The 19,451-nt window shown below is 48.5% G+C and carries 15 protein-coding genes and 2 tRNA genes; 3 read left to right on the forward strand and 14 right to left on the reverse strand.

Annotation, left to right across the window (positions count from 1 at the left end; all coding sequences use genetic code 11):
* Positions 1–140 precede the first annotated feature (140 nt).
* A complete protein-coding gene (gene yicI, locus DWZ60_RS12210; RefSeq protein ID WP_119221704.1) occupies positions 141–2,459 on the reverse strand; it encodes an alpha-xylosidase in 2,319 nt (772 codons plus the stop codon).
* Between the two features lie 303 nt (positions 2,460–2,762).
* Positions 2,763–3,713 carry a phospho-N-acetylmuramoyl-pentapeptide-transferase gene (locus DWZ60_RS12220; protein WP_119221708.1) on the reverse strand — a complete coding sequence of 317 codons (951 nt, stop codon included), beginning with the start codon at positions 3,711–3,713 and terminating at the stop codon, positions 2,763–2,765.
* 167 nt (positions 3,714–3,880) lie between these two features.
* On the opposite strand from DWZ60_RS12220, the gene DWZ60_RS12225 reads away from it, so the two are divergent.
* On the forward strand, positions 3,881–4,756 hold the full coding sequence (locus tag DWZ60_RS12225; protein WP_022463035.1) for an AraC family transcriptional regulator: 876 nt from the start codon (positions 3,881–3,883) through the stop codon (positions 4,754–4,756).
* Positions 4,757–4,801: 45 nt separating this feature from the next.
* Positions 4,802–5,443 (forward strand): endonuclease III domain-containing protein, encoded by a 642-nt coding sequence (locus DWZ60_RS12230; protein WP_022463034.1) that lies wholly within the window; start codon positions 4,802–4,804, stop codon positions 5,441–5,443.
* Positions 5,444–5,533: 90 nt separating this feature from the next.
* Here the strand turns inward: DWZ60_RS12230 and DWZ60_RS12235 are convergent, their stop codons facing one another.
* The 12 genes from DWZ60_RS12235 to tadA form a co-directional block, all read right to left on the reverse strand.
* A complete protein-coding gene (locus DWZ60_RS12235; RefSeq protein WP_022463033.1) occupies positions 5,534–5,971 on the reverse strand; it encodes a MarR family winged helix-turn-helix transcriptional regulator in 438 nt (145 codons plus the stop codon).
* Between the two features lie 163 nt (positions 5,972–6,134).
* The gene (locus DWZ60_RS12240; RefSeq protein WP_256372471.1) at positions 6,135–7,151 is read right to left on the reverse strand and encodes an MATE family efflux transporter; all 1,017 of its coding nucleotides are present in this window, start codon (positions 7,149–7,151) and stop codon (positions 6,135–6,137) included.
* Complete coding sequence (locus tag DWZ60_RS18700) at positions 7,081–7,482, reverse strand: MATE family efflux transporter (protein WP_256372472.1); 402 nt, start codon at positions 7,480–7,482, stop codon at positions 7,081–7,083. The genes DWZ60_RS12240 and DWZ60_RS18700 overlap by 71 nt, the downstream gene beginning before the upstream one ends.
* Positions 7,466–7,930, reverse strand: coding sequence for a MarR family winged helix-turn-helix transcriptional regulator (locus DWZ60_RS12245; protein WP_022463031.1), 465 nt, complete (start codon positions 7,928–7,930; stop codon positions 7,466–7,468). Before DWZ60_RS12245 ends, DWZ60_RS18700 begins: the two co-directional genes overlap by 17 nt.
* A 26-nt stretch (positions 7,931–7,956) precedes the next feature.
* Positions 7,957–9,288 carry an ABC transporter substrate-binding protein gene (locus DWZ60_RS12250; RefSeq protein WP_243030674.1) on the reverse strand — a complete coding sequence of 444 codons (1,332 nt, stop codon included), beginning with the start codon at positions 9,286–9,288 and terminating at the stop codon, positions 7,957–7,959.
* Between the two features lie 58 nt (positions 9,289–9,346).
* Positions 9,347–12,553, reverse strand: a complete 3,207-nt coding sequence (locus tag DWZ60_RS12255; RefSeq protein WP_119221709.1) for a response regulator — start codon at positions 12,551–12,553, stop codon at positions 9,347–9,349.
* A gap of 509 nt (positions 12,554–13,062) precedes the next feature.
* The gene (locus DWZ60_RS12260; RefSeq protein ID WP_242857168.1) at positions 13,063–13,848 is read right to left on the reverse strand and encodes a Cof-type HAD-IIB family hydrolase; all 786 of its coding nucleotides are present in this window, start codon (positions 13,846–13,848) and stop codon (positions 13,063–13,065) included.
* 99 nt (positions 13,849–13,947) lie between these two features.
* Positions 13,948–14,021: transfer RNA gene (locus tag DWZ60_RS12265), tRNA-Pro, on the reverse strand.
* Between the two features lie 235 nt (positions 14,022–14,256).
* On the reverse strand, positions 14,257–15,552 hold the full coding sequence (locus DWZ60_RS12270) for a PcsB-like coiled-coil domain-containing protein (RefSeq protein WP_117761688.1): 1,296 nt from the start codon (positions 15,550–15,552) through the stop codon (positions 14,257–14,259).
* A gap of 190 nt (positions 15,553–15,742) precedes the next feature.
* Positions 15,743–17,176: an RsmF rRNA methyltransferase first C-terminal domain-containing protein gene (locus DWZ60_RS12275; RefSeq protein WP_119221711.1), complete on the reverse strand. Its 1,434-nt coding sequence runs from the start codon at positions 17,174–17,176 to the stop codon at positions 15,743–15,745.
* 172 nt (positions 17,177–17,348) lie between these two features.
* Positions 17,349–17,434: transfer RNA gene (locus DWZ60_RS12280), tRNA-Ser, on the reverse strand.
* 179 nt (positions 17,435–17,613) lie between these two features.
* Entirely contained in the window at positions 17,614–18,162 is a 549-nt protein-coding gene (gene tadA, locus DWZ60_RS12285; protein ID WP_119221713.1) for a tRNA adenosine(34) deaminase TadA, read from the reverse strand.
* On the opposite strand from tadA, the gene DWZ60_RS12290 reads away from it, so the two are divergent.
* Positions 18,147–19,451 carry a DUF6128 domain-containing protein gene (locus DWZ60_RS12290; RefSeq protein ID WP_147397748.1) on the forward strand — a complete coding sequence of 435 codons (1,305 nt, stop codon included), beginning with the start codon at positions 18,147–18,149 and terminating at the stop codon, positions 19,449–19,451. The genes tadA and DWZ60_RS12290 overlap by 16 nt on opposite strands.

Below are 19,451 nucleotides of genomic sequence, written 5' to 3' on the forward strand. Positions count from 1 at the left end.
GCTGTTAACTTTCTTATTTGCAATTCATCTCACCACCTATAGAGGTGGGAGAATCCTTGCTATTATTTGTTGAAAGGAGAGGTCACAGAAAAATTTGCTTTTCCGTGCCTCTCCCTCCCTATATTCTTACATTCCGATGCTTATGCAACAACAACTTCGCTTGCATCTGCTGCCAGAACAGCTTCTTTCTTCTCATTTCCGACGAAGACTTCTACTTTCAGTTCGGTATGTGCGCCTTCTACGGATACTTTCACTGTGTCGCCGTCTTTGACTGCTTTTACGGTGAATACATTGTTTCCGTGGATATCCGGAACTTTTGTCTCGGCTGCGTCTTTTAACTGATATACGCAAACAGTTGCGTGGTCAGCGTAGTCGTAATCCGGTTTGGTGTCGCAGTTTCCTCTTACTACGATGCTGTTCTCTCTTACATACAGCGGCATGGAGAAGTAGTCGTAGGTTCCCTGATACCATCTTCCGCCCTCTTTTGTCTCGCCGGTCAGAAGCTCAGTCCAGGCGCCTTCCGGCAGGTAGTACTGTGCAACTTTATCCTCGCGGAATACCGGTGCAACCATAAGGGCATCACCTAACATGTACTGCTGATCCAGATACGGAACGGCCGGGTCGTTCATGAACTCGAATACCATCGGGCGCATTACCGGGGTTCCTTCCTCGTGTGCCTCTACAGATTTCTGGAAAATGTACGGCATCAGCGAGCATTTCAGGTTGGTGAAGAATTTTACTACGTCGCAGGACTCTTCGTCGAACAGCCACGGCACACGGTAGCTTGTGGATCCGTGCAGACGGCTGTGGGTAGACATCAGTCCAAATGCGCACCATCTCTTGTACAGATCCGGTGTTGCGGTGCTCTCGAATCCGGAGATATCATGGCTCCAGAAGGAGAAGCCGCTCATGGCGAAGGAAAGGCCGCCGCGCAGCGTTTCTGCCATGGACGGATAGTTTGCAGAGCAGTCGCCGCCCCAGTGTACCGGGAATTTCTGGCTTCCTGCTGTTGCACTTCTTGCAAACAGAACTGCCTCGTTCTCACCTTTTACTTCTTTTAACAGGCTGAATACTGCCTGGTTGTACAGGTATGTATAGTAGTTGTGCATTGCCTGCGGATCGCTTCCGTCGTGGTAAATAACGTCAACCGGGATTCTCTCGCCGAAGTCGGTCTTAAAGCAGTCTACGCCGCAGTCCAGAACAGTTCTCAGTTTATCGGTATACCATTTAACCGCATCCGGGTTGGTAAAGTCCACAAGGCCCATACCTGCCTGCCAGTTGTCGGTCTGCCATACGCCTTTTCCGTCTGCTCTCTGCAGCAGATAGCCGTTTGCAGCGCCTTCTTTGAAGAATGCGGTTCCCTGTGCAATATACGGGTTGATCCATGCACAGATGTGAAGACCTTTGTCGTGATATTTCTTTAAGGTTGCGCGAATATCCGGGAAGCATTTCTTGTCCCACTCAAAATCGCACCAGTGGAATTCGTGCATCCAGAAGCAGTCGAAGTGGAAAACGCTCAGCGGAATATTTCTCTTTTCCATTCCCTCGATGAAGGATGTGGTAGTCTCTTCGTCGTAGTTTGTGGTAAAGGATGTGGACAGCCACAGACCAAAGGACCACGCCGGAGGAAGTGCCGGGCGTCCGGTCAGCGCGGTGTACTCGTTCATGATCTTCTTCGGTGACGGTCCGTGGAACAGATAGTATTTGATTCTTTCGCCCGGTACGGAGAAGCCGACATACTCTACTTTTTCACTTGCTACTTCGAAAGAAACGTTGTCGGTACTGTCAACGAGAATACCGTAGCCGTTGTTTGTCATGTAGAACGGTACGCATTTGTAGCCGATTTCGGATGCCGTACCGCCGTCCTCGTTCCAGGTGTCTACAACCTGTCCGTTTTTTACGAATGGAGTAAATCTCTCGCCAAGGCCGTATACGCACTCGCCGACGCCAAGGGAGAGCTCGCTTACCATATATGGCTGATATTTTTCGGTCATGTAATTCTGGGCTGGCAGCATGGTGCTCTGCTTGCGATCCCATCTGATATAGGAAAGGTTGCGGAAGCCGCTTCCGGTCAGAACTTTTCCATCTGCCTCGAAGGTGTAAGCAAAGACACCTTTTCTCTGTACGCGGACCTGTACGCTTCCGGTATCAAGAACTGCCTCATCCTCGTTGATCGTTACAGTTACGTCCTCGTATACGCTCTCTGTTTTGTCGAAGGACGGAACTTTGTTGTCGTAGGCTTCGTAGTGCCATGCCTCCATGGAGATGGTGTCCGGTGTATGTGCTACGAACTCAACGGTGATGGTCGGCAGGTTCAGGGTCATGCCTCTGTGCTCGATCGGACGTGTGGTAGCCAGGATACGCATACCGCCTAGAATCTGCTCTACTTCATAAGCCTGCATTGCATGGGATGCATTTGCTTTTTCACTCGGAAGCCAGTAACCTTCTGTGAATTTCATCTTTTCATTACCTCCTGATTTGATGCGCCCGAAACAGAGGATGAAAAGCACTCTCTTTTCATCATTTTTTACAGAATTCCTGTTTCAGGCTGACGTTTTTTGGTAATTTTATCCTACCACACTTTTCCTGTCGAAAACAGGGAGGATTCTGTGAAAAAATACGGCGATATTATCTTTTTTCCGGTTTGAACCTTTTTCTGGTTCCAATATGCAAAACGGGAGTGTGTCCCGCAAAAGTATCCTGTTGCATTTCCAGTTACTTTTGCCGGGACACACTCCCATCTTTCTTCTTTTGTTTTTTCTTTATACCACAATCAGATAGGCAACAACTGCCAGCAGGATCTGCAGGATCACAAAGCGGATCACAACCTGACTGTCGGACCATTTGTATTTCAGGCGGACATGGTCATGCAGCGGTGTTCTTGTATTTTTGAGGATCGCGATTTTCAGGAAACGGAGTAAAAATACTTTGACAAGGCCGATTCCTCCGTCGACGATCATCACGCCTGCCATCAGCAGATATAAGAACGGATGGCGGGACTGCATGGCAAGGATGGCGATGTAGAAGCCAAGTGCTCTCGAACCGGCGTCTCCCATCAGCATGCTGCTCGGCGAGGTATTGAAATACAGGTACGCGAGAAGTGCTGCCACGAACAGGTAGTTGGCTACGGTGAAGCTTCCCAGAGCATCATGGAAAATCATGCTGAATGCGAAGATGACCACGCAGGAAAGGCTCGCGCAGAGTCCGTCGACACCGTCGGAACAGTTTGTAACGTTGATCGAAATCCAGATCAGGATGATGCCGAGGATTATGTAGACCACTTTCGGAATGGTAAGGGACATGCTTCCGAAGTAGATCGTGGTGGAATTGTAATTCACAAAGGTGATGACGGTCACAATGGAGATGACGAGGTCAATCGCGCCTTTTTTGTAATCGCTCCACGGGGTTTCGGATGCATCATCGAGGTAGCCGCTCAGCATGATGCAGACGAGCAGGATCGCGTAGATCGCATACTCGGCGCCAAGAGGCAGGAACAGAACGCTTCCGATCAGGAAACAGATGACGATCACGAGGCCGACGCCGCGCAGTTTTCCGCGGGAGAGGCCGCCGTTTACGGCAAATTCTCTGCCGTGATCGCTCGGCAGAAAGGAAAATGGATGCTTTAACGCCAGAAAGGTCAGCAGAAAGGTGACCACGATTCCCAGCATGGCGATCTGGCCGGGATTTAAAAAGTTACTCCATACTTGATACATACGTTTTCTTCCTTCACTTTTCTTTAGATTGAGTTTGCACGAAGCCGTATGTGACGTGGCTTTGTGTTCATTTATTATAACAACTTCATGCAAAAATTGCTATACCCAATTCGGGGGTTTCGTGATAAGATAGTGATACACTAAGTTGAACAAAAAAGGAGTTTTTTATGCCACGCAAAGATCATCTGCCGCGCCAGACACGCCAGGAACACATCACGCTGCAGCCGAACCGCAGCATCGAATTTCGTGTAACCGACGATTTCGGCAGTTTTTCGCCGCCGCACTGGCACGACGCGCTGGAAATTATTTATATTCTGGAGGGTTCCTCCATTGTCACGCTCTCGGACCGCACCAAGACCGTCCTTCCGGGTCAATTTCTGCTGATCAATTCCGGGCGTATCCACACGGCGCGCTGTCCGTCCACGGGAAACCGCTCGATTCTGATGCAGATTCCGGATGCGTTCCTTGCGAACTATCTGCCTGATCCGTCACAGCTCTGGTTCTCGATTGACTACGACAGTACGAATCCGGAAGTGCAGAAAAATATCAGCCAGTTCCGGCGTCTTCTGCTTTCGATGATGCAGCTTCATGAGGAAATGCCCGACGGCTATCTGCTGACGTTCCAGCGGGAGCTTTTTACGTTTCTCGATCTGCTCTACACGAAATTTTCCGAGAAGAGCCCGCTTGCGCACCACCCGATGAGCTCCCGGACGCAGACACGGCTCGATACGATTCTGACGTACACGCAGGAAAATTACCAGCGGCCGATTACGCTGAAGGAGGCTGCCGATGTTGTCTCGCTGCAGCCGGAATATTTCTGCCGGTTCTTCCGCCAGAACATGGAAACGACGTATCTGGAATACTTGAATTCCTACCGTCTTTCCCGCATCTACCGCGACCTGATCGCCACGGATCTGCCGGTCGGCACGCTCGCGGAAAAGCATGGTTTTACAAACGATAAGCTGTTTCACCGCCTCTTCCGCGAGCGGTTTCACACGACGCCGCTGCAGCTTCGGAAGGCAGCACGCGAGAAAGGATCCTGATAGCTTTCGCTGTTTTAATATCTTTGAGAATGGGAGTTTAACACGATGACAAAAGAAGAACTGGCGCTTGCCGTCATTGAACGTTTGAAACAAGAATATCCTGACGCCGACTGTACGCTTGACTATGACCAGGCGTGGAAGCTGCTCGTCAGTGTCCGCCTGGCCGCACAGTGCACCGATGCGCGGGTCAATGTTGTGGTGGAGGATCTCTACGCAAAGTATCCTGATATCGATGCGCTGGCAAACGCGACACCGGAGGAAATCGAGGAAATTGTGCGGCCGTGCGGTCTTGGAAAGAGCAAGGCACGCGACATCAACGCCTGCATGCGCATGCTGCGCGACGAGTACCACAGCCAGGTGCCGGATGACTTTAACGCACTTTTGAAGCTCCCGGGCGTGGGACGGAAAAGTGCGAACCTGATTATGGGCGATGTATTCAAAAAGCCTGCGATTGTGACGGATACGCACTGCATCCGGCTGTGCAACCGCATCGGGCTCGTGCATGACTGCAAGGATCCGAAGAAGGTGGAGATGGCACTCTGGAAAATTGTGCCGCCGGAAGAAGGAAGCTCGCTCTGCCACCGGTTTGTGGAGCACGGACGCGAGGTCTGTACTGCGCGGACGACACCGCACTGTGAACGGTGTGTGCTCGCGGATATCTGTGAGAAGAACGGCGTAGAAAAATAGCATTTTTCTATGCGTTTCCATGCGAAAAAGGCTTTTGCATACCGGACAGATTTTTCTGATTCTGTCCCGGCTGCAAAAGCCTTTTTGTTTCTATTTTTTATACGACCGAAAGAAGTCCGTCAGCGCTTTCAGCGTTTTCCCGAGCACCTGCACTTCCTCTTCTCCGAGTTCCGCCATCACGGCATCCGTCATCTGCTCGTGGAATTTTGCGTGATGATGGAATGCCTGCCGTCCCTTTCCGGTCAGGTGGATGTAGACGATCCGGCGGTCCTTCTCGCTGCGCTCCCGCTCGGTGTAGCCTTTTTTCACCAGACTGTTCATCGACGTTGTCAGCGATCCGACCGTGATGTCGAGCTTTGCCGCGATTGATGACATATTGCCGCCCTCCAGGCCGACGGCTTCTATGATGTGCATATCGTTGTTCGTCAGATCCTTGAAATCCTCGGTGATGATCGCCTCTTCTTCCAGTTTTTGTATCTCGTGAAACAGATGGACCAGTGTCTCATTGATGATTTCTCTGTTATCCACTCCTCTTCCCCTTTCCGTCTGTTCTGTCCCTTCTGAACAGGGTTCCGCTCTTTCTGTCTGTATTGTATCAAAAAAGTTCCAGACAAACAATACCAAAAACTGCCTGGGAAACGGCGGATCGCTCCGTGCCGTTTCCTAGGCAGTTCTGTTATGTTTGATTCAATTACATCTGCCCTTTTTTCTTTAACCGTGTAAAACAGATCATGAAAAAGCAGATGCCGTATACGGTTGTGATCGGGGTGGACATGCCGACGAAGGTCAGGTTCGTATTCGGCAGGTGTGAGAAGAACAGCGCCAGCGGAATACGGATCAGGCAGGCGGAGGTGATTCCCTGGATCATAACCGGGATGCTGATGCCGCGGCCGTTGAAGTATCCGATGCTGCTGAACAGCACACAGGTCAGAATACATTCCGGTGCGAAACCGCGCAGGTAAGCGGCGCTCTGCTCGATAACGGCCGGATCGCTCGTGAAGATTCTGGAGATGACACTTCCACCGAAGAAACCGATGCAGAAAATCACAACTCCAAGAGAGCAGCCCGTTGCGATTGCGGTGAGGAAGCCCTTCCACGCGCGGTCTTTCTTTCCGGCTCCGGTGTTCTGTGCCACGAATGCTGACACAGACTGCATCACAGAGGACGGGATCAGCATGATGAATGAGGTCAGCTTCTGCGCCACACCGTATCCGGCGGACGGCATAAGGCCCATGCCGTTGATGATCGAGTTGATCACAAGGAAGGAAATCTGTACGGTCGTCTCCTGCAGCGCGATCGGCACACCGACGTTCAGGACTTTCTTCAGCTCGTCATGGTCGATGCGGCAGTCTTCTTTTTTGAATTCAATCGGCAGATTGCCTTTTTTCAACACACCCATGGAGGCGATGACAGAAATCAGCTGCGCCAGAACCGTCGCAAGCGCTGCTCCCGCAACGTCCAGTTTCAGCACACCGACGAAGAACAGATCTCCGGCAATATTGGCTGCGCAGGCGATGCCGACGAATAAAAGCGGCAGATTTGCATTACCGATTCCGCGAAGCACGCTGCTGATGACGTTGTACGCGATGATGATCAGAATACCGCCGGAACAGATCCGCAGGTAGAGGACGGTTTTGTCAAAAGACTCCGCCGGGACCTGTAAAATATTGGCAATCGGACCTGCGAACAGCTCCAGAATCACCGTCATGGCGATACCGATGATGGCGAACAGAACAATCGAGTCCCACGGTTTTGCCGGCCTTATCCGGCTTGCCCTCGCCGATGTGCTGGCCGATCATAACGGTCGAACCCATCGCAAGGCTGGTGATGATAAGTGTTACCATCTGCATGAAGTTGCTTCCGGTTCCGACAGCGGAAATACTCGACGCATCGCCGAACCAGCCGACCACGAGAAGGTCGACCGCACCGTAAGCCGCCTGCAGAATCAGCGCGCCGAGCACCGGCAGCGCAAAGCGGATCAGGGACTGGAAAATCGGTCCCTCTACAAACGATATTTCTTTCTTATTTTCTTTTGCCATTGTTTTTCACTCCTTTTATTCCCGGCATCGTTTCCTGCATCCGTGTGATTGCATGCACAAATTCGTCCACCACCGCGTCGTCCAGATCTGGCAGGCGGGATGCCCATTCCCCGTGAAAGTGCGTCACGCGGAGTTCCACAAACTCTTTTCCCTCTTCGGTCAGTGTCAGGTTGATCACGCGCTTATCTTTTTCATCCGCCTGTTTCACGAGAAGATTTCTCTCCTCCAGTTCCTGCACCAGCTTGGTGATGCTCGGCAGCGTTGTGTTCATATAGCTGCTGATGTCGCTGACGCGGCAGAAGCCCTGCTTTTTCTGAATCTCATTCACCGCATCCAGCACATGCACTTGCCGCGGCTTCATACCGTCCGGCAGGTCCGGGAGCTTCTCGATCAGACGCTTTGCATCAAAACACGCATCCAGGAACTGCTTTAATTTTTCCTGTGTCATGGAAAAGGTTCCTTTCTGTTTAAAAATTAGTTATCTTTAGTAATTACTTTTGATAAGTATAGCAGGAAATGAAAAAATGTCAAGAGGGAACTGATGCTAAAAAAGAGCTGATTGAAAGTTCTGGCAATGCCAGATTCTTTCATCAGCTGTGTTTCATCCATTTCCCCTGACAATAATCCGTGAACAGCCTCAAGACTGGCATCAAATGATTTTTGAGCAGAATATCGGATATAAACAGAATTATTATTAATTTCATCTTCCAGTCCAGGTACATCTTCCATCATGTTTGGAACATCTACATTTAATGAAATTACACCCTTTCCATCTGCGATCAATGTTTGTCCTTCTTTTGAAATCATACACTCCAGGACATCGAATGCCAGGTCCAGTTTTTCCTGATCTTTTTCCAGTTCTTTGTTAAATGCAATATTCAGAGAAGGGGTCATATTTATAAAAGCTTCATCCGAAATCTGTGAAAAAAACGGTATACGAGTTAATTCTGCATCCATCTGTTCCTGAAATTCCTGCATAAGTGCCGGATAACCATGAAACATTGCTGCTTTTCCCTCAAGGAACATCTGCGTTGCAGTATTAATATCGACGCTGATATCATCACTTGTAAAATGTGAGTCCTTCAAAAATGTATTGGTTTCTGAAAAAATACGTTTCCATAACGCATCATCAAACGCGATATCCCCTGATGCACTTTCAGCTGAGCTTCTCCATTCGATTCCATCCAGACTCATGAATTCCCCAATTGCACCTGTCTGAATCACCTCATGAGCAGACCAGTCTTCTGCAAGATCCAGGGAATACGGTTTTATACCATTATCATAAAATTGCTGGCATGCCTGTGCATATTCCTTATAGTTTTTCGGTATCTTGATTCCATACTGTTCAAACAATGTCTTGTTGGCAATAATCGTCTGCGGTATACCGCAGATAGGAAGCCACTGAATCTCATTTTTTGAATTTTTATAATATTGCAATGCATAGGAGTAATACCTGGAAACCACGTCATAAGAAGCAAAATCCATTAGATATGGCTCCAGATCCTGTGCATCTTTTCCAGAAAATCGACGTACGGTTATGATATCCGGCAGTTCACCATGTTCCTCAAAATAGCTATATAAATCGGTATCATTGTTACCGGTAATAAACTCAATATCCTGATCTGGAAACTGCTCATGGATATAGGGTACAATATTTTTCATTAAACGATTTTCCCACAGATACACGGTAAGGTGATCGTCATTTTTAGATACTGCTTTTTGAGATTGTCCACAGCCAGACAAAACAGTAATTGCTAAAAGCACACCTGGCAGTAATGCTGTCAGACATTGTTTTGCCTTTTTCATCCTCGTATTTTCCTCATTCTTTCCTGATAAAATCATTAATTCAATAATTGGGAAACAATTACAGCCAGTTTTCCAGAACATCATTCAGCTTATTCATATCCAGCGGTTTCGCGATATGTCCATTCATGCCTGTATTTTTTGCCAGCTGTACATCTTCTGCAAAAGCATTTGCTGTCATGGCAACAATCGGTAGTTTTCCCTGTTCACCCGGAAGGCTCCTGATTGCTGCGGTTGCCTCATAACCATTCATGACGGGCATTTGGATATCCATAAAAATAAGGTCATACAAGCCTTTCGGAGAAGCTTCTACTTTTTCAACTGCAATTTTTCCATTTTCTGCCGTTTCCACTTCCGCCCCGGTCATCTGCAGAATTTCAACAGCAATTTCTCTGTTTAACTCATTATCCTCGACCAGCAGAATTCTTTTTCCTGTGTAATCTGCTTCAGACAGCTCATCCAGATAATTTCTTGCTGTTTTTTCTTTTCTGCCAGAAGTAAACTGCCGCAATGTAGCCGTCAAACGGGAACGGAACAGCGGTTTTGCAATAAAAGCATCTACGCCTGCAGCCTTTGCTTCTTCTTCGATCTCACTGAATTCATAAGATGTCAGTACAATAATGGTAATCTCTTTCCCTATCCGTTTCCGGATCTGTCTGGCTGTTTCAATTCCGTCCATATCCGGCATTTTCCAATCTAAAATAACAGCAAAGTAATCATTTTTTAGTTCATGATGTGCATAACAGCGCTCAACGGCTTCTCTGCCGGAGAGAACCCATTCGCCTGTAATCCCAATCTCCTTCAATGTGGCAACTGTACTTTCACAACATGTCTTATCATCATCCACAACCAGAACAGGTAGATTCATCAGATTTCTGTCCTGTTCTTTTTCTTTTTCCTGAAGTTCCAGATAAATTGTTACTGTAATTTTAGTTCCCTTATGTAAGGTGCTTTCCACTTTAATATTACCATTCATCAGGTTCACAATATTTCTGCTGATTGCCATTCCCAGACCTGTTCCCTGGACTCTGGTTGTCCGATGGTCATCTGCGCGGCTGAAAGGATCAAACATGATTTTCTGGAATTCCGGTGACATACCGATCCCATTATCCTCAATCGTAAATTCATAGCATCCAAGTTCCGAAAATCCATTTGGCTTTTCCTCTATGGAAAAAGTAATATTCCCGCCATCCGGTGTATACTTGACCGCATTACTCATCAGATTCACAAATACCTGCTGGATTCTCAGGCTGTCACCACAGACACTCTCATGTTCAATGTGATTAATGTGTATATCTAAATTGTGTTTATGTTCATCAATCACCGGTTTTGTGAGTGTTATAAGATTATCCACCAGATCTGGCAGATTGAAATCCTCCTGTGCCAGCGTCATTTTTCCACTTTCAATACGTGCCATATCCAGCACTTCATTAATCAGCCCCAGCAGATGACGGCTTGATTTTGTAATTTTGCTGAGACATTCAATGACTCTGTCCTGGCTCTCAATATTTGCTCCTGCAATTGCTGTCAGGCCGACAATGGCATTCATCGGTGTCCGGATATCGTGTGACATATTGGAAAGGAATTCTGTTTTCGCACGGTTTGCATTTTCTGCAGACCGGTAAGCCTCTTTCAGTGCCTGACGGGATTCAATCTCTGCTTTCTTCTCCTGTGTCACATCCATGGATGCCAGCAATACCTTTTCCAACTTTCCATTCTTCCATTCCAAAGGAATATAAGAAGCGATCTTATAAGTCTTTTCATCCAGGCTGCAGTACTCAAACTTATAAATATCATTTTCACTTTTCAGATTCTTCCGGATATTTTCCGGTGCGATCAGGATGTCCATAGTTTCCAATGGTTCCAGTGTCTTATACTTTTCAAGAACCTGCATCTGAAAATCATGATAGAATCCCAAAGGTTTATATAGCATCTGTCCATTCAGGTTATAGAATTCATATCTGTCATTTTCCAGATCACAGACAACAAAGCGGTCAACCAGACGCACAATACTCTGAATCAGCTGCTCCATGGAAGCATTATCCGCTGCCATCTGCAGATGCCGTGCGCTCTCTACCTTTGTCTCTGTGATATCACGCAGAAAGATCATGGCATATTCTGAATCCTCTATTTCGCCACGTATGACCACATTGCGGACCCATCGTTCTTCTCCATTCAGAGTGATACGGCACTCTAAAGCCAATTCGGTTTCCAGACCCTTCAGCCTTTCTGCAATATAACCACGGTCGTAAAAAGAGGATACCGCCTTCTTATCTGTCTCCACAACATAGGAATCCACAAAATGACGGATCAGTTCATCCCATGTATGACTCTGTTCAAAGACTGTCATCAGGGACGGTTCAACCTTAAAGGTATCAAAAGTATTCGCTTCCAGATTTACATAATACTCACACAGGTCTGCTTTCGTAAAAGCCCGGTGGAAAGCAGCAGATTTTTGTGCCTGCATGGCCTCTTTTTTTTCCGCATCAATATTAATAAAAATCCCGGCAATCCTGCTGGCAGAACCATCCAGACGGCGTATTACTTCTGCCGATGCCCGAAACCACTGGTATTGATTATCCTTCATTCTCATACGATACTCTACCTGGTATTTTATCTGGTTCGTCTTATCCTTAATTGCCGCCTGAAGCTGCACCATTACTCTTTCTTTATCCTGTGGATGCAGAAGATCTGACCAGGATTCCAATTTATTCGGAAAGTCCAGAGTGTCATGATAGCCAAGCATTTTTCGGAATTCATGACTCCAGTTTGCATTCACAATCTCACTGTTTTCGTCACAGTCAAAATACCAGAAACCGGAATAGATAGCCTCATTGAGCAGTGTCAAATTTACATGATCCCAGTTGACCTGTACGGACATAACCCAGATCTGTCTGCCCGCCTCATCTGTCGCATCCTCTTTACAAAGCCGTACATTTTTCACTGTACCGTCTGCTGTAAGGATCTGTGCTTCCCCTGTTCCGTGAAGCTGCAAAAAACGGTCTCGCTCCAGTCTATCTTCCTCGTCATAAAAGAAGTTTCTCAATGAGCCTTTTGTCTGTTCCATGAAAGTATCGAATGTATATCCTGTACTATGCAACAGCAGATTATTCACAGACAAAATAGACAGGTTTTGGTCATAAGATCCTGTCATTATACCTACCCCGCCATTATTTTCCAGTGTTTTCTGTACGGCCTGTGACATAGCCTGTGTCTGTCCCGTTACAGCCTCACCTAAAGAATATATTTTGTCTTCATACTTTTCCATTTTATAAAAATCCTCTCTCTGTTTTATACTTCATTATCCTGCTTTTATCTGTATACAGAGAACCTGTCCCTGCCAGTTTTACATTTACGTTATAATATCCTACAAAACGTGAAAAACAGGTATACGGATTTGAGAAGTTGCAGCCACTACACACAATATTCACACAAAATTCTCTTTATGTTTTCAATTTTTATAGCTTTGCCAAGTGAGCATTCATTCCTGCTGCCAGACACTTACTCCGATCGTTCCTGCTGTAAAACGGTATCTGAGGCTTTTTTTATTTATCTGATTTTTTTCTGTTTCCATGGAACTTCTGAACGCTCACCTCCTGGTATCATTACAAATATACATAAAAACTCATTTTTATATTACCATGAAATTTTTTACTTTGCAATGCACATACCTTTTCAGACGCTGCTTTTCTTGTTTCCTTTTTCAGAAAATTGCAACCAAAGGGGCGCACCTGAAAATTTCTTTTCAAATGCGCCCCTTCGCTTTCTTTTTTTCTGTCAGATCAATCCGTAATGCTCCATCGCCTTTGCCACGCCGTCCCGCTCGACGGTATCGGTTACGTACTCTGTGTACGGATCCAGAATCTCATCATGTTTTCCAAGCGCAATGGTGTGTGCGCCGCACCGGAACATGGTAAGGTCGTTGCTGCTGTCGCCAAATACGTATGCATCTTCTTTCTCCAGCTGAAACTGTTTCAGCGCATAGTCCACAGCTGTTCCTTTGCTGCAGCCGTGCGGAACGATTTCGTATACACCGCCGCGGCGATCCATGATATCAAACTCCTGCTCAAATTCACGGTACATACGTTCTATATCAGACTGTGCATCGGTTACGATACAAAATTTATCGTAAATGATTCCTTTTGTCTCCGCTGTCTCCGCGAGTCCGATTCCGACAGCAGCGAAATAGGCACGGGTCTGCTCGACCTCCCGAAAACGGGATACCTCCGACGAAAAATAAACATTATCCGTTCCCTCCAGAATCATGCCGATCCTGCACTCCTTTAAAATAACCGGGATTTCCTCACAGCGCTTTTTCGGAATCGTCTGATGCATCAGGATTTCGCCGTCCCGGCGCAGATAGGTCCCGCAGCCGCACAGAAATCCGGAAAACGGAAGCTTTTTCAGCTCCTCGGGCAGCTCCGACCAGGTGCGGCCGGTATTAATAAACGTAAGATTTCCTTTTTCCGCTGTCTTTTTCAATGCATCGAGCGCGCTCTGCGGAATTTCTTTTGTAATCTCACTCAGTAACGTTCCATCAATATCAAAAAATAATGCTTTCACAAAAATTTCCTCCTCGTGTACTGTTTCCTATTCTCTTTCTGACATACGAAAAAATGCCGAAGCTCTTGATTGTCAAGGCTTTCGGCATTTTCATTCCAGTCGAAGCGACGGGATTCGAACCCACGACCTCTGCGTCCCGAACGCAGCGCTCTACCAAACTGAGCCACGCTTCGATTTTATTTGTTTTCTGAACTCTCGTCCGTCAACAATAGCTATTATATATGATGTCTATAGGAATGTCAACACCTTTTTTGAAATTTTTTTAATTTTTTTTATTATTGCTTCAAAAGGTACATTTTACACAGGTTTGCGGCCTTTTTGGTGTTATTTTAGAATGACAGTTTCTGAGAAAGTCAAAAAAGAGATATGCCGGAAGTTCTGTTCCGGCATATCTCTTATCTTTGTTTCTCAGCTCAGCTGATATACATCTGCATACTGCACGCCGAAGCTCAGCGCCTCGGAATGGCTGCTGCAGAAGATGTCTACGTGGCCGTAAGCGGTTCCGCGGTCTTCTACCGTGTAAACCTGGCCGTTGATCATCAGTTTCGTTCCGAATGGTACACCGCCCATGGCGATCGTTCTTCCTGCGGTCGGTGTGGTTCCGCTCGCGGTGGATCCGCCGGACCACTGTCCGGTACAGATGGAACAGGAGCAATAGCCTGTCAGTTTAAATCTTCCAAGGTATGTTCCGCTGGAGGAGCTGCTGGAAGTATCTGACGCGGATGGACTCCCCGTTGTCGTGGAGGATGCGCTGCTGTCCGAAGAACTGCTTCCGGAGCTGCTGCTTGTATCGGTATCTGCTTTCGCTGCGGCATTTGCTGCTTCTGCGGCTGCGACTCTTGCGGCCTCGGCTGCCTGTTTTCTGGCGGCCTCAGCCTCAGCTTCTGCGGCAGCCTGCTGTGCGGCGGCTGCTGCGGCTGCTTCCTCTTCTGCTTTCTTCTGCGCTGCAATCTCCTCTTCTTTCGCCTGACGGATCAGGTCGTTGATTGCATCTGCTTTGCTGTTGATTTCATCTACCAGTGCACTCTCGCTGGATTTTGCATCGTCCAGCTCTGCGGAGTAGGTACGGAGTTCCTGATAAGCTGCTGCGTACAGCTCCTGGATGGCTTCCTGCTGATCGCTGCTCTGCTGCTGCAGTTCTACGATCGCTGCCTGCTCTTCCTGCACCTGTGTTTCTTTTTCTTTTACCTGGTCTACCGTGTCTTCATACTCCTGCATAAGATCGCGGTCGAAATCGGAAATTTTCTGTATGTATTCTGCCCGGCTGATCAGCTCTGAAATGCTTTTGGAAGAAAAGAGCATTGCCATGTATCCGTTTCCGGAAGAATTTTCATACATATACTGGATACGGAGCTTCATCGCTTCGTACTGCTCTTCTTCTTTTGCTTTTGCATCTTCCAGATCTGCCTGAATCTGTACCAGTTCGTTCTGCTTCGCATCATACTGATCCTGAAGCTCCTGCAGACGGTTCTGCAGATCGTCCAGCTGCTGGTTCAGTTCGGAAAGATATTCTTCTGATTGTCCCTTTTTGGAATTGAGTTCGTCAATCCTGCTCTGTATGCTGTCAAGCTGAGACTGTGCGGCAGCCTGTTCTGCCTGAGCATTTGAAATTTTCTCCTTTGTACTGGCACCATAGCATGGCAGAACGGTTGCTGCCGTAAGCACTGTGGCCAAAACCAGGCTGAATAATTTCTTTTTTTTCATGTCGTACACCTCATACTTATTACGTTCTGTTGCTGATTGTCGCTCCAAGTTACTGCGGAAAATGGGTCTTTTTTCCCGCCGTACTTTGCCATTATAACACAAGTATGTCTGAAATGAAAGTCTTTTTTAATTTCTGTTAATAACTTTGTAATATTTCGACGTTTTTCCTGCAAAAACTGGCATGATTTTTCTACTTTCTCCATCCAACAGGGTACTTATTTTTCAAGGTTCCATTGACCAGTTTGCCCCATCCAAGGCCGAATCCATCGACGCAGACCAGCTTCCAGCCCGACGGCGATGCGGTCTCTCCCGGCTCTACGGAAATTGTCTCACCGTGGAGATATTTTTCGGTACGCTCGTCATCTGCCTTTAAATTCATGTAATCTTTGAACTTGTCCGCGGAGAGTGTCACGGCAAACGGCTGTGACGGCTCGAAACGGTCTTTTTTCAGTTCACCGAGATACAGACCGTTCCGCAGGAAATGAAGATTCCGCACGCCATCCGGCAGGGACGGGGAATGGTATACTTTTCCGGCGCGGACTTCCAGTTCCTCCACCGGGATCGGTGCTGTCATCCGGGACAGGAAATCGGAAAGGATCTGTTTTTCTGCTTTCGACGGACCCGGTGCTTCCGTTCCGCGGTCTTTTTTCCGGTTTTTCTGTTTTTTGTTTTTCTTTTCGATCGGTTTTTCTTCTGTCTCATAAGGAATGGCTTCGCCTTTTTTGCGGAACAGGGCAAGGTAATGGCCCTCGCCGTTCATTTTATGCGGCCAGATGCGCACGGTCTTTTCGATCTCCGGATCGCTGTTTCCCCAGACTGGATTGCCTTTTGAAAAACCTTCGTAGCCTTCCATCTCGATCAGTTCCATTTCCGGGAAGTTTTCCAGAAGGAAAGAAACGGTTCCCTCGTCCTCCTGCGGGGCGAAGGTACATGTCGAATACATCATGAGGCCGCCCGGACGCAGCATTTTGACAGCATCCGAGGTGATCTCGCGCTGCAGATCCGCAAAGAAATCCGGCCTCTCCGGGGTCCAGGTGCCGATGACTGCCTCGTCTTTCCGGAACATGCCCTCGCCGGAGCACGGTGCATCCACGAGGATTTTATCGAAGAAGCCCGGGAAGACGTCTGCAAGGCCTGCCGGTGTCTCATTGGTGACAAGCACGTTTTCACTTCCGAACAGCTCCAGATTGCGCAGCAGTGCTTTGGCGCGGGCGTTGCTGATGTCATTGGCGACGAGAAGGCCGGTTCCTTTCAGGCGCGCATTCAGCTCCGTCGCTTTGCCGCCCGGTGCGGCGCAGAGATCGAGCACACGCTCACCCGGTTCGATCGGGAGGCGGGACGCCGGGGTCATGGCGCTTGGCTCCTGCAGATAGAAGACGCCTGCCGCATACAGCGGAGACTGGCCCATGCGCATGCCGTCCGGCACGAAATAGCCGTTTGGAATCCACGGAATTTTCTTCCACGTTCCCGGAACAAGCGGCGGGAAATCTTCGGTCCGGCATTTTTTTGTATTCACACGCAGCCCGGCTGTGCGGGGTGCGTCGTAGGAAGTTAAAAATGCATCAAATTCATCGCCCAGCATGTCCTGCATGCGGGTCAGAAATTCCTGTGGTAACTGCGCCATGTATTGTCTCTCCTTTTTATTTTGCTTTGTTGTGCATCGGTCCCTTTTCGTGAACTGGCGATGCTTTTTCTGTCTTTGTTTCTTTTGTTTTGCATCTATTTCATAATTTCTCACAGAAAAAGAGACAGCTTTTTCGATTTTTCAATCTTTTTGCTGTCTCTTTTTTGCATAGCGGAGAAGAAGGGATTTGAACCCTTGCGCCGTTTCCGACCTACTGGTGTTCGAAGCCAGACCCTTCAGCCTCTTGGGTACTTCTCCGTATTTTGTCAAATACATCATATATTATAGTGCTTTTTTCGGGATTCGTCAATGATTTTTTCGATGGTTTCTGCTGGAAATGCGGGGATTGTATTTTTTACGGAAATATTCGAAAGTGCAACTTACTCAAACAAATAATCTTCCTCAGGCAGCATCCCATCCCGATGCTGCCTCTTCTTTTATTCTTTCCCTTCTTCTGCCCTCTTCCTCTCTTCTTTTTTCTTCTTTTTCACCACCCGCAGTCTCCGGAAAAACGCACTCAGCATCTCCGAGCACTCTTCTTTCAGCACGCCGCGCTCGACCTTCACCTGATGGTTAAACTCGTGCATTTCCAGCATATTTAAGATCGATCCCGCGCAGCCCGCCTTCGGGTTCATGCTGCCGATGATGACTTCGCTGACTCTCGCCTGTACGATCGCACCGGCGCACATCTGGCACGGTTCCAGGGTGACATACAACGTACACCCCTCCAGCCGCCAGTCGCCGAGCTTTTTGCTTGCTTTCCGGATCGCATTCAGTTCCGCGTGGGACAGCGTGTTTTTATCCGTATTTCTGCGGTTATAGCCCCGCGCAATCACCTTTCCCTCGTACACAATCACACAGCCGATCGGAACTTCCATCAGCTTTTCCGCTTTCTTCGCCTGCGTAATCGCCTGGCGCATGAAGCGTTCCCGTTCTTTCCGGCGCGCTTTTTCCTCCGGCGTTTCCAGCTTTGTTTCTTCTTCCATTGTGCACTTCCTTTCTTCTCTGCGTATATTTTCTGTCCTTCCCGCATATCGTGAACTGTAGCGCAGTATCTTTTTCTACTCTTTTTACTTCTATGCAGGAGGTTTTTATGTCTGATTACCGGCGTTTCATTGCCTATCTATACGAATACCCGAACAACCGCAAGGGCGGATGCTGCGGCTTTGTCCGCGTGGAGTCGCAGAACGGCTTCTGCCGCATGGACTTCCAGATCAAATCGCCGTCTCTTCCGCCGGAGACCTCGGTCACAGTCTACGGTTTTATCCGCCGGTCAGGGCGGATGTACGGCATTCCGCTCGGAAATCTCCTTGCGGGGCGCTCTTCTACGAGTGGAAAACTCTTCACGCACTCCGATGCCATTGGGCAGACGGATGTCACGCTCGACGAGCTTGGCGGTCTGATCCTGCTCTGCCGCCAGACCGGCGTCATTGCCACCCAGTGGGACGATCTTCCGATTCAGCCGGAGTTTTTCGCTCCCACGCTCCCGCAGGAGCCCAAAACATCCGCAGACAATGGTACCAGACCGACCGAAGAGAAAACTGCCGAAACACCCGAACCTCTGGATCCCGCCGTACCTGCGCAGTCCCTGCCATCATCAGACGCTTCCAAAGCACAGTTCGATGAACTTTCCACAGAATTCAGCAGCAATTCCGAACTTTATCCACAAAATTCCAGCCCGGAATCCACCGTCTCCACAGAATCCACATCAACTGACACGGTAAACACCGTTCCTGCAGACCGGATCACGCAATCATCCGCCAACACACTCCATCCCGCATCCGCGGAATCTGTGAAAACCGCAGAAAGCTATCCCTCTGCCAACCCGGAACCGCCGCAGCCCATCCCGGATTCTGCCGCCCAGCCGCTACATATGACTTCCGCCGATTTTCCCGCCGCAGCAGCCGTGCCGCCGTCCCGCGCTGCTCTCTATCTCCAGCTTCAGGACCAGTTCCCGGAGTTCCACCCGTTCCCAGATGATGATCTGACCGACTGCCTGCGCCTCTCACTCGACGATCTTCCACAGCTCCGCGCCGTCGGTCTTTCGGTGGATGCGAACCGCTTCGTCCTCCATGGCTCCTCGTCCTATCGCCATCTGCTCCTCGCCCGGAACCGCGACCAGCAGGAACTCTGGTATTTCGGCGTCCCCGGCGTCTACACGCCGAATGAGCAGTTCATGGCAAGCCTCTTCGGCTTTTTCCACTTCAAGCAGGCGATGCGCCCCTCCGAGCTCGCGCCCGATGCCCGCTTCGGCTACTGGTACCGCACGCTTTAA

The sequence above is a fragment of the Blautia sp. AF34-10 genome (assembly GCF_003477865.1).
Classification (GTDB): domain Bacteria; phylum Bacillota; class Clostridia; order Lachnospirales; family Lachnospiraceae; genus Fusicatenibacter; species Fusicatenibacter saccharivorans.

What these genes read in the sequence shown, in the direction of transcription:
- yicI (WP_119221704.1), bottom strand. Translation starts at nt 2,459, where the DNA reads ATGAAATTCACAGAAGGTTACTGGCTTCCGAGTGAAAAAGCAAATGCA.
- DWZ60_RS12220 (WP_119221708.1), bottom strand. Translation starts at nt 3,713, where the DNA reads ATGTATCAAGTATGGAGTAACTTTTTAAATCCCGGCCAGATCGCCATG.
- DWZ60_RS12225 (WP_022463035.1), top strand. Translation starts at nt 3,881, where the DNA reads ATGCCACGCAAAGATCATCTGCCGCGCCAGACACGCCAGGAACACATC.
- DWZ60_RS12230 (WP_022463034.1), top strand. Translation starts at nt 4,802, where the DNA reads ATGACAAAAGAAGAACTGGCGCTTGCCGTCATTGAACGTTTGAAACAA.
- DWZ60_RS12240 (WP_256372471.1), bottom strand. Translation starts at nt 7,151, where the DNA reads ATGACGGTGATTCTGGAGCTGTTCGCAGGTCCGATTGCCAATATTTTA.
- DWZ60_RS18700 (WP_256372472.1), bottom strand. Translation starts at nt 7,482, where the DNA reads ATGGCAAAAGAAAATAAGAAAGAAATATCGTTTGTAGAGGGACCGATT.
- DWZ60_RS12245 (WP_022463031.1), bottom strand. Translation starts at nt 7,930, where the DNA reads ATGACACAGGAAAAATTAAAGCAGTTCCTGGATGCGTGTTTTGATGCA.
- DWZ60_RS12250 (WP_243030674.1), bottom strand. Translation starts at nt 9,288, where the DNA reads ATGAAAAAGGCAAAACAATGTCTGACAGCATTACTGCCAGGTGTGCTT.
- DWZ60_RS12255 (WP_119221709.1), bottom strand. Translation starts at nt 12,553, where the DNA reads ATGGAAAAGTATGAAGACAAAATATATTCTTTAGGTGAGGCTGTAACG.
- DWZ60_RS12270 (WP_117761688.1), bottom strand. Translation starts at nt 15,552, where the DNA reads ATGAAAAAAAAGAAATTATTCAGCCTGGTTTTGGCCACAGTGCTTACG.
- DWZ60_RS12275 (WP_119221711.1), bottom strand. Translation starts at nt 17,176, where the DNA reads ATGGCGCAGTTACCACAGGAATTTCTGACCCGCATGCAGGACATGCTG.
- tadA (WP_119221713.1), bottom strand. Translation starts at nt 18,162, where the DNA reads ATGGAAGAAGAAACAAAGCTGGAAACGCCGGAGGAAAAAGCGCGCCGG.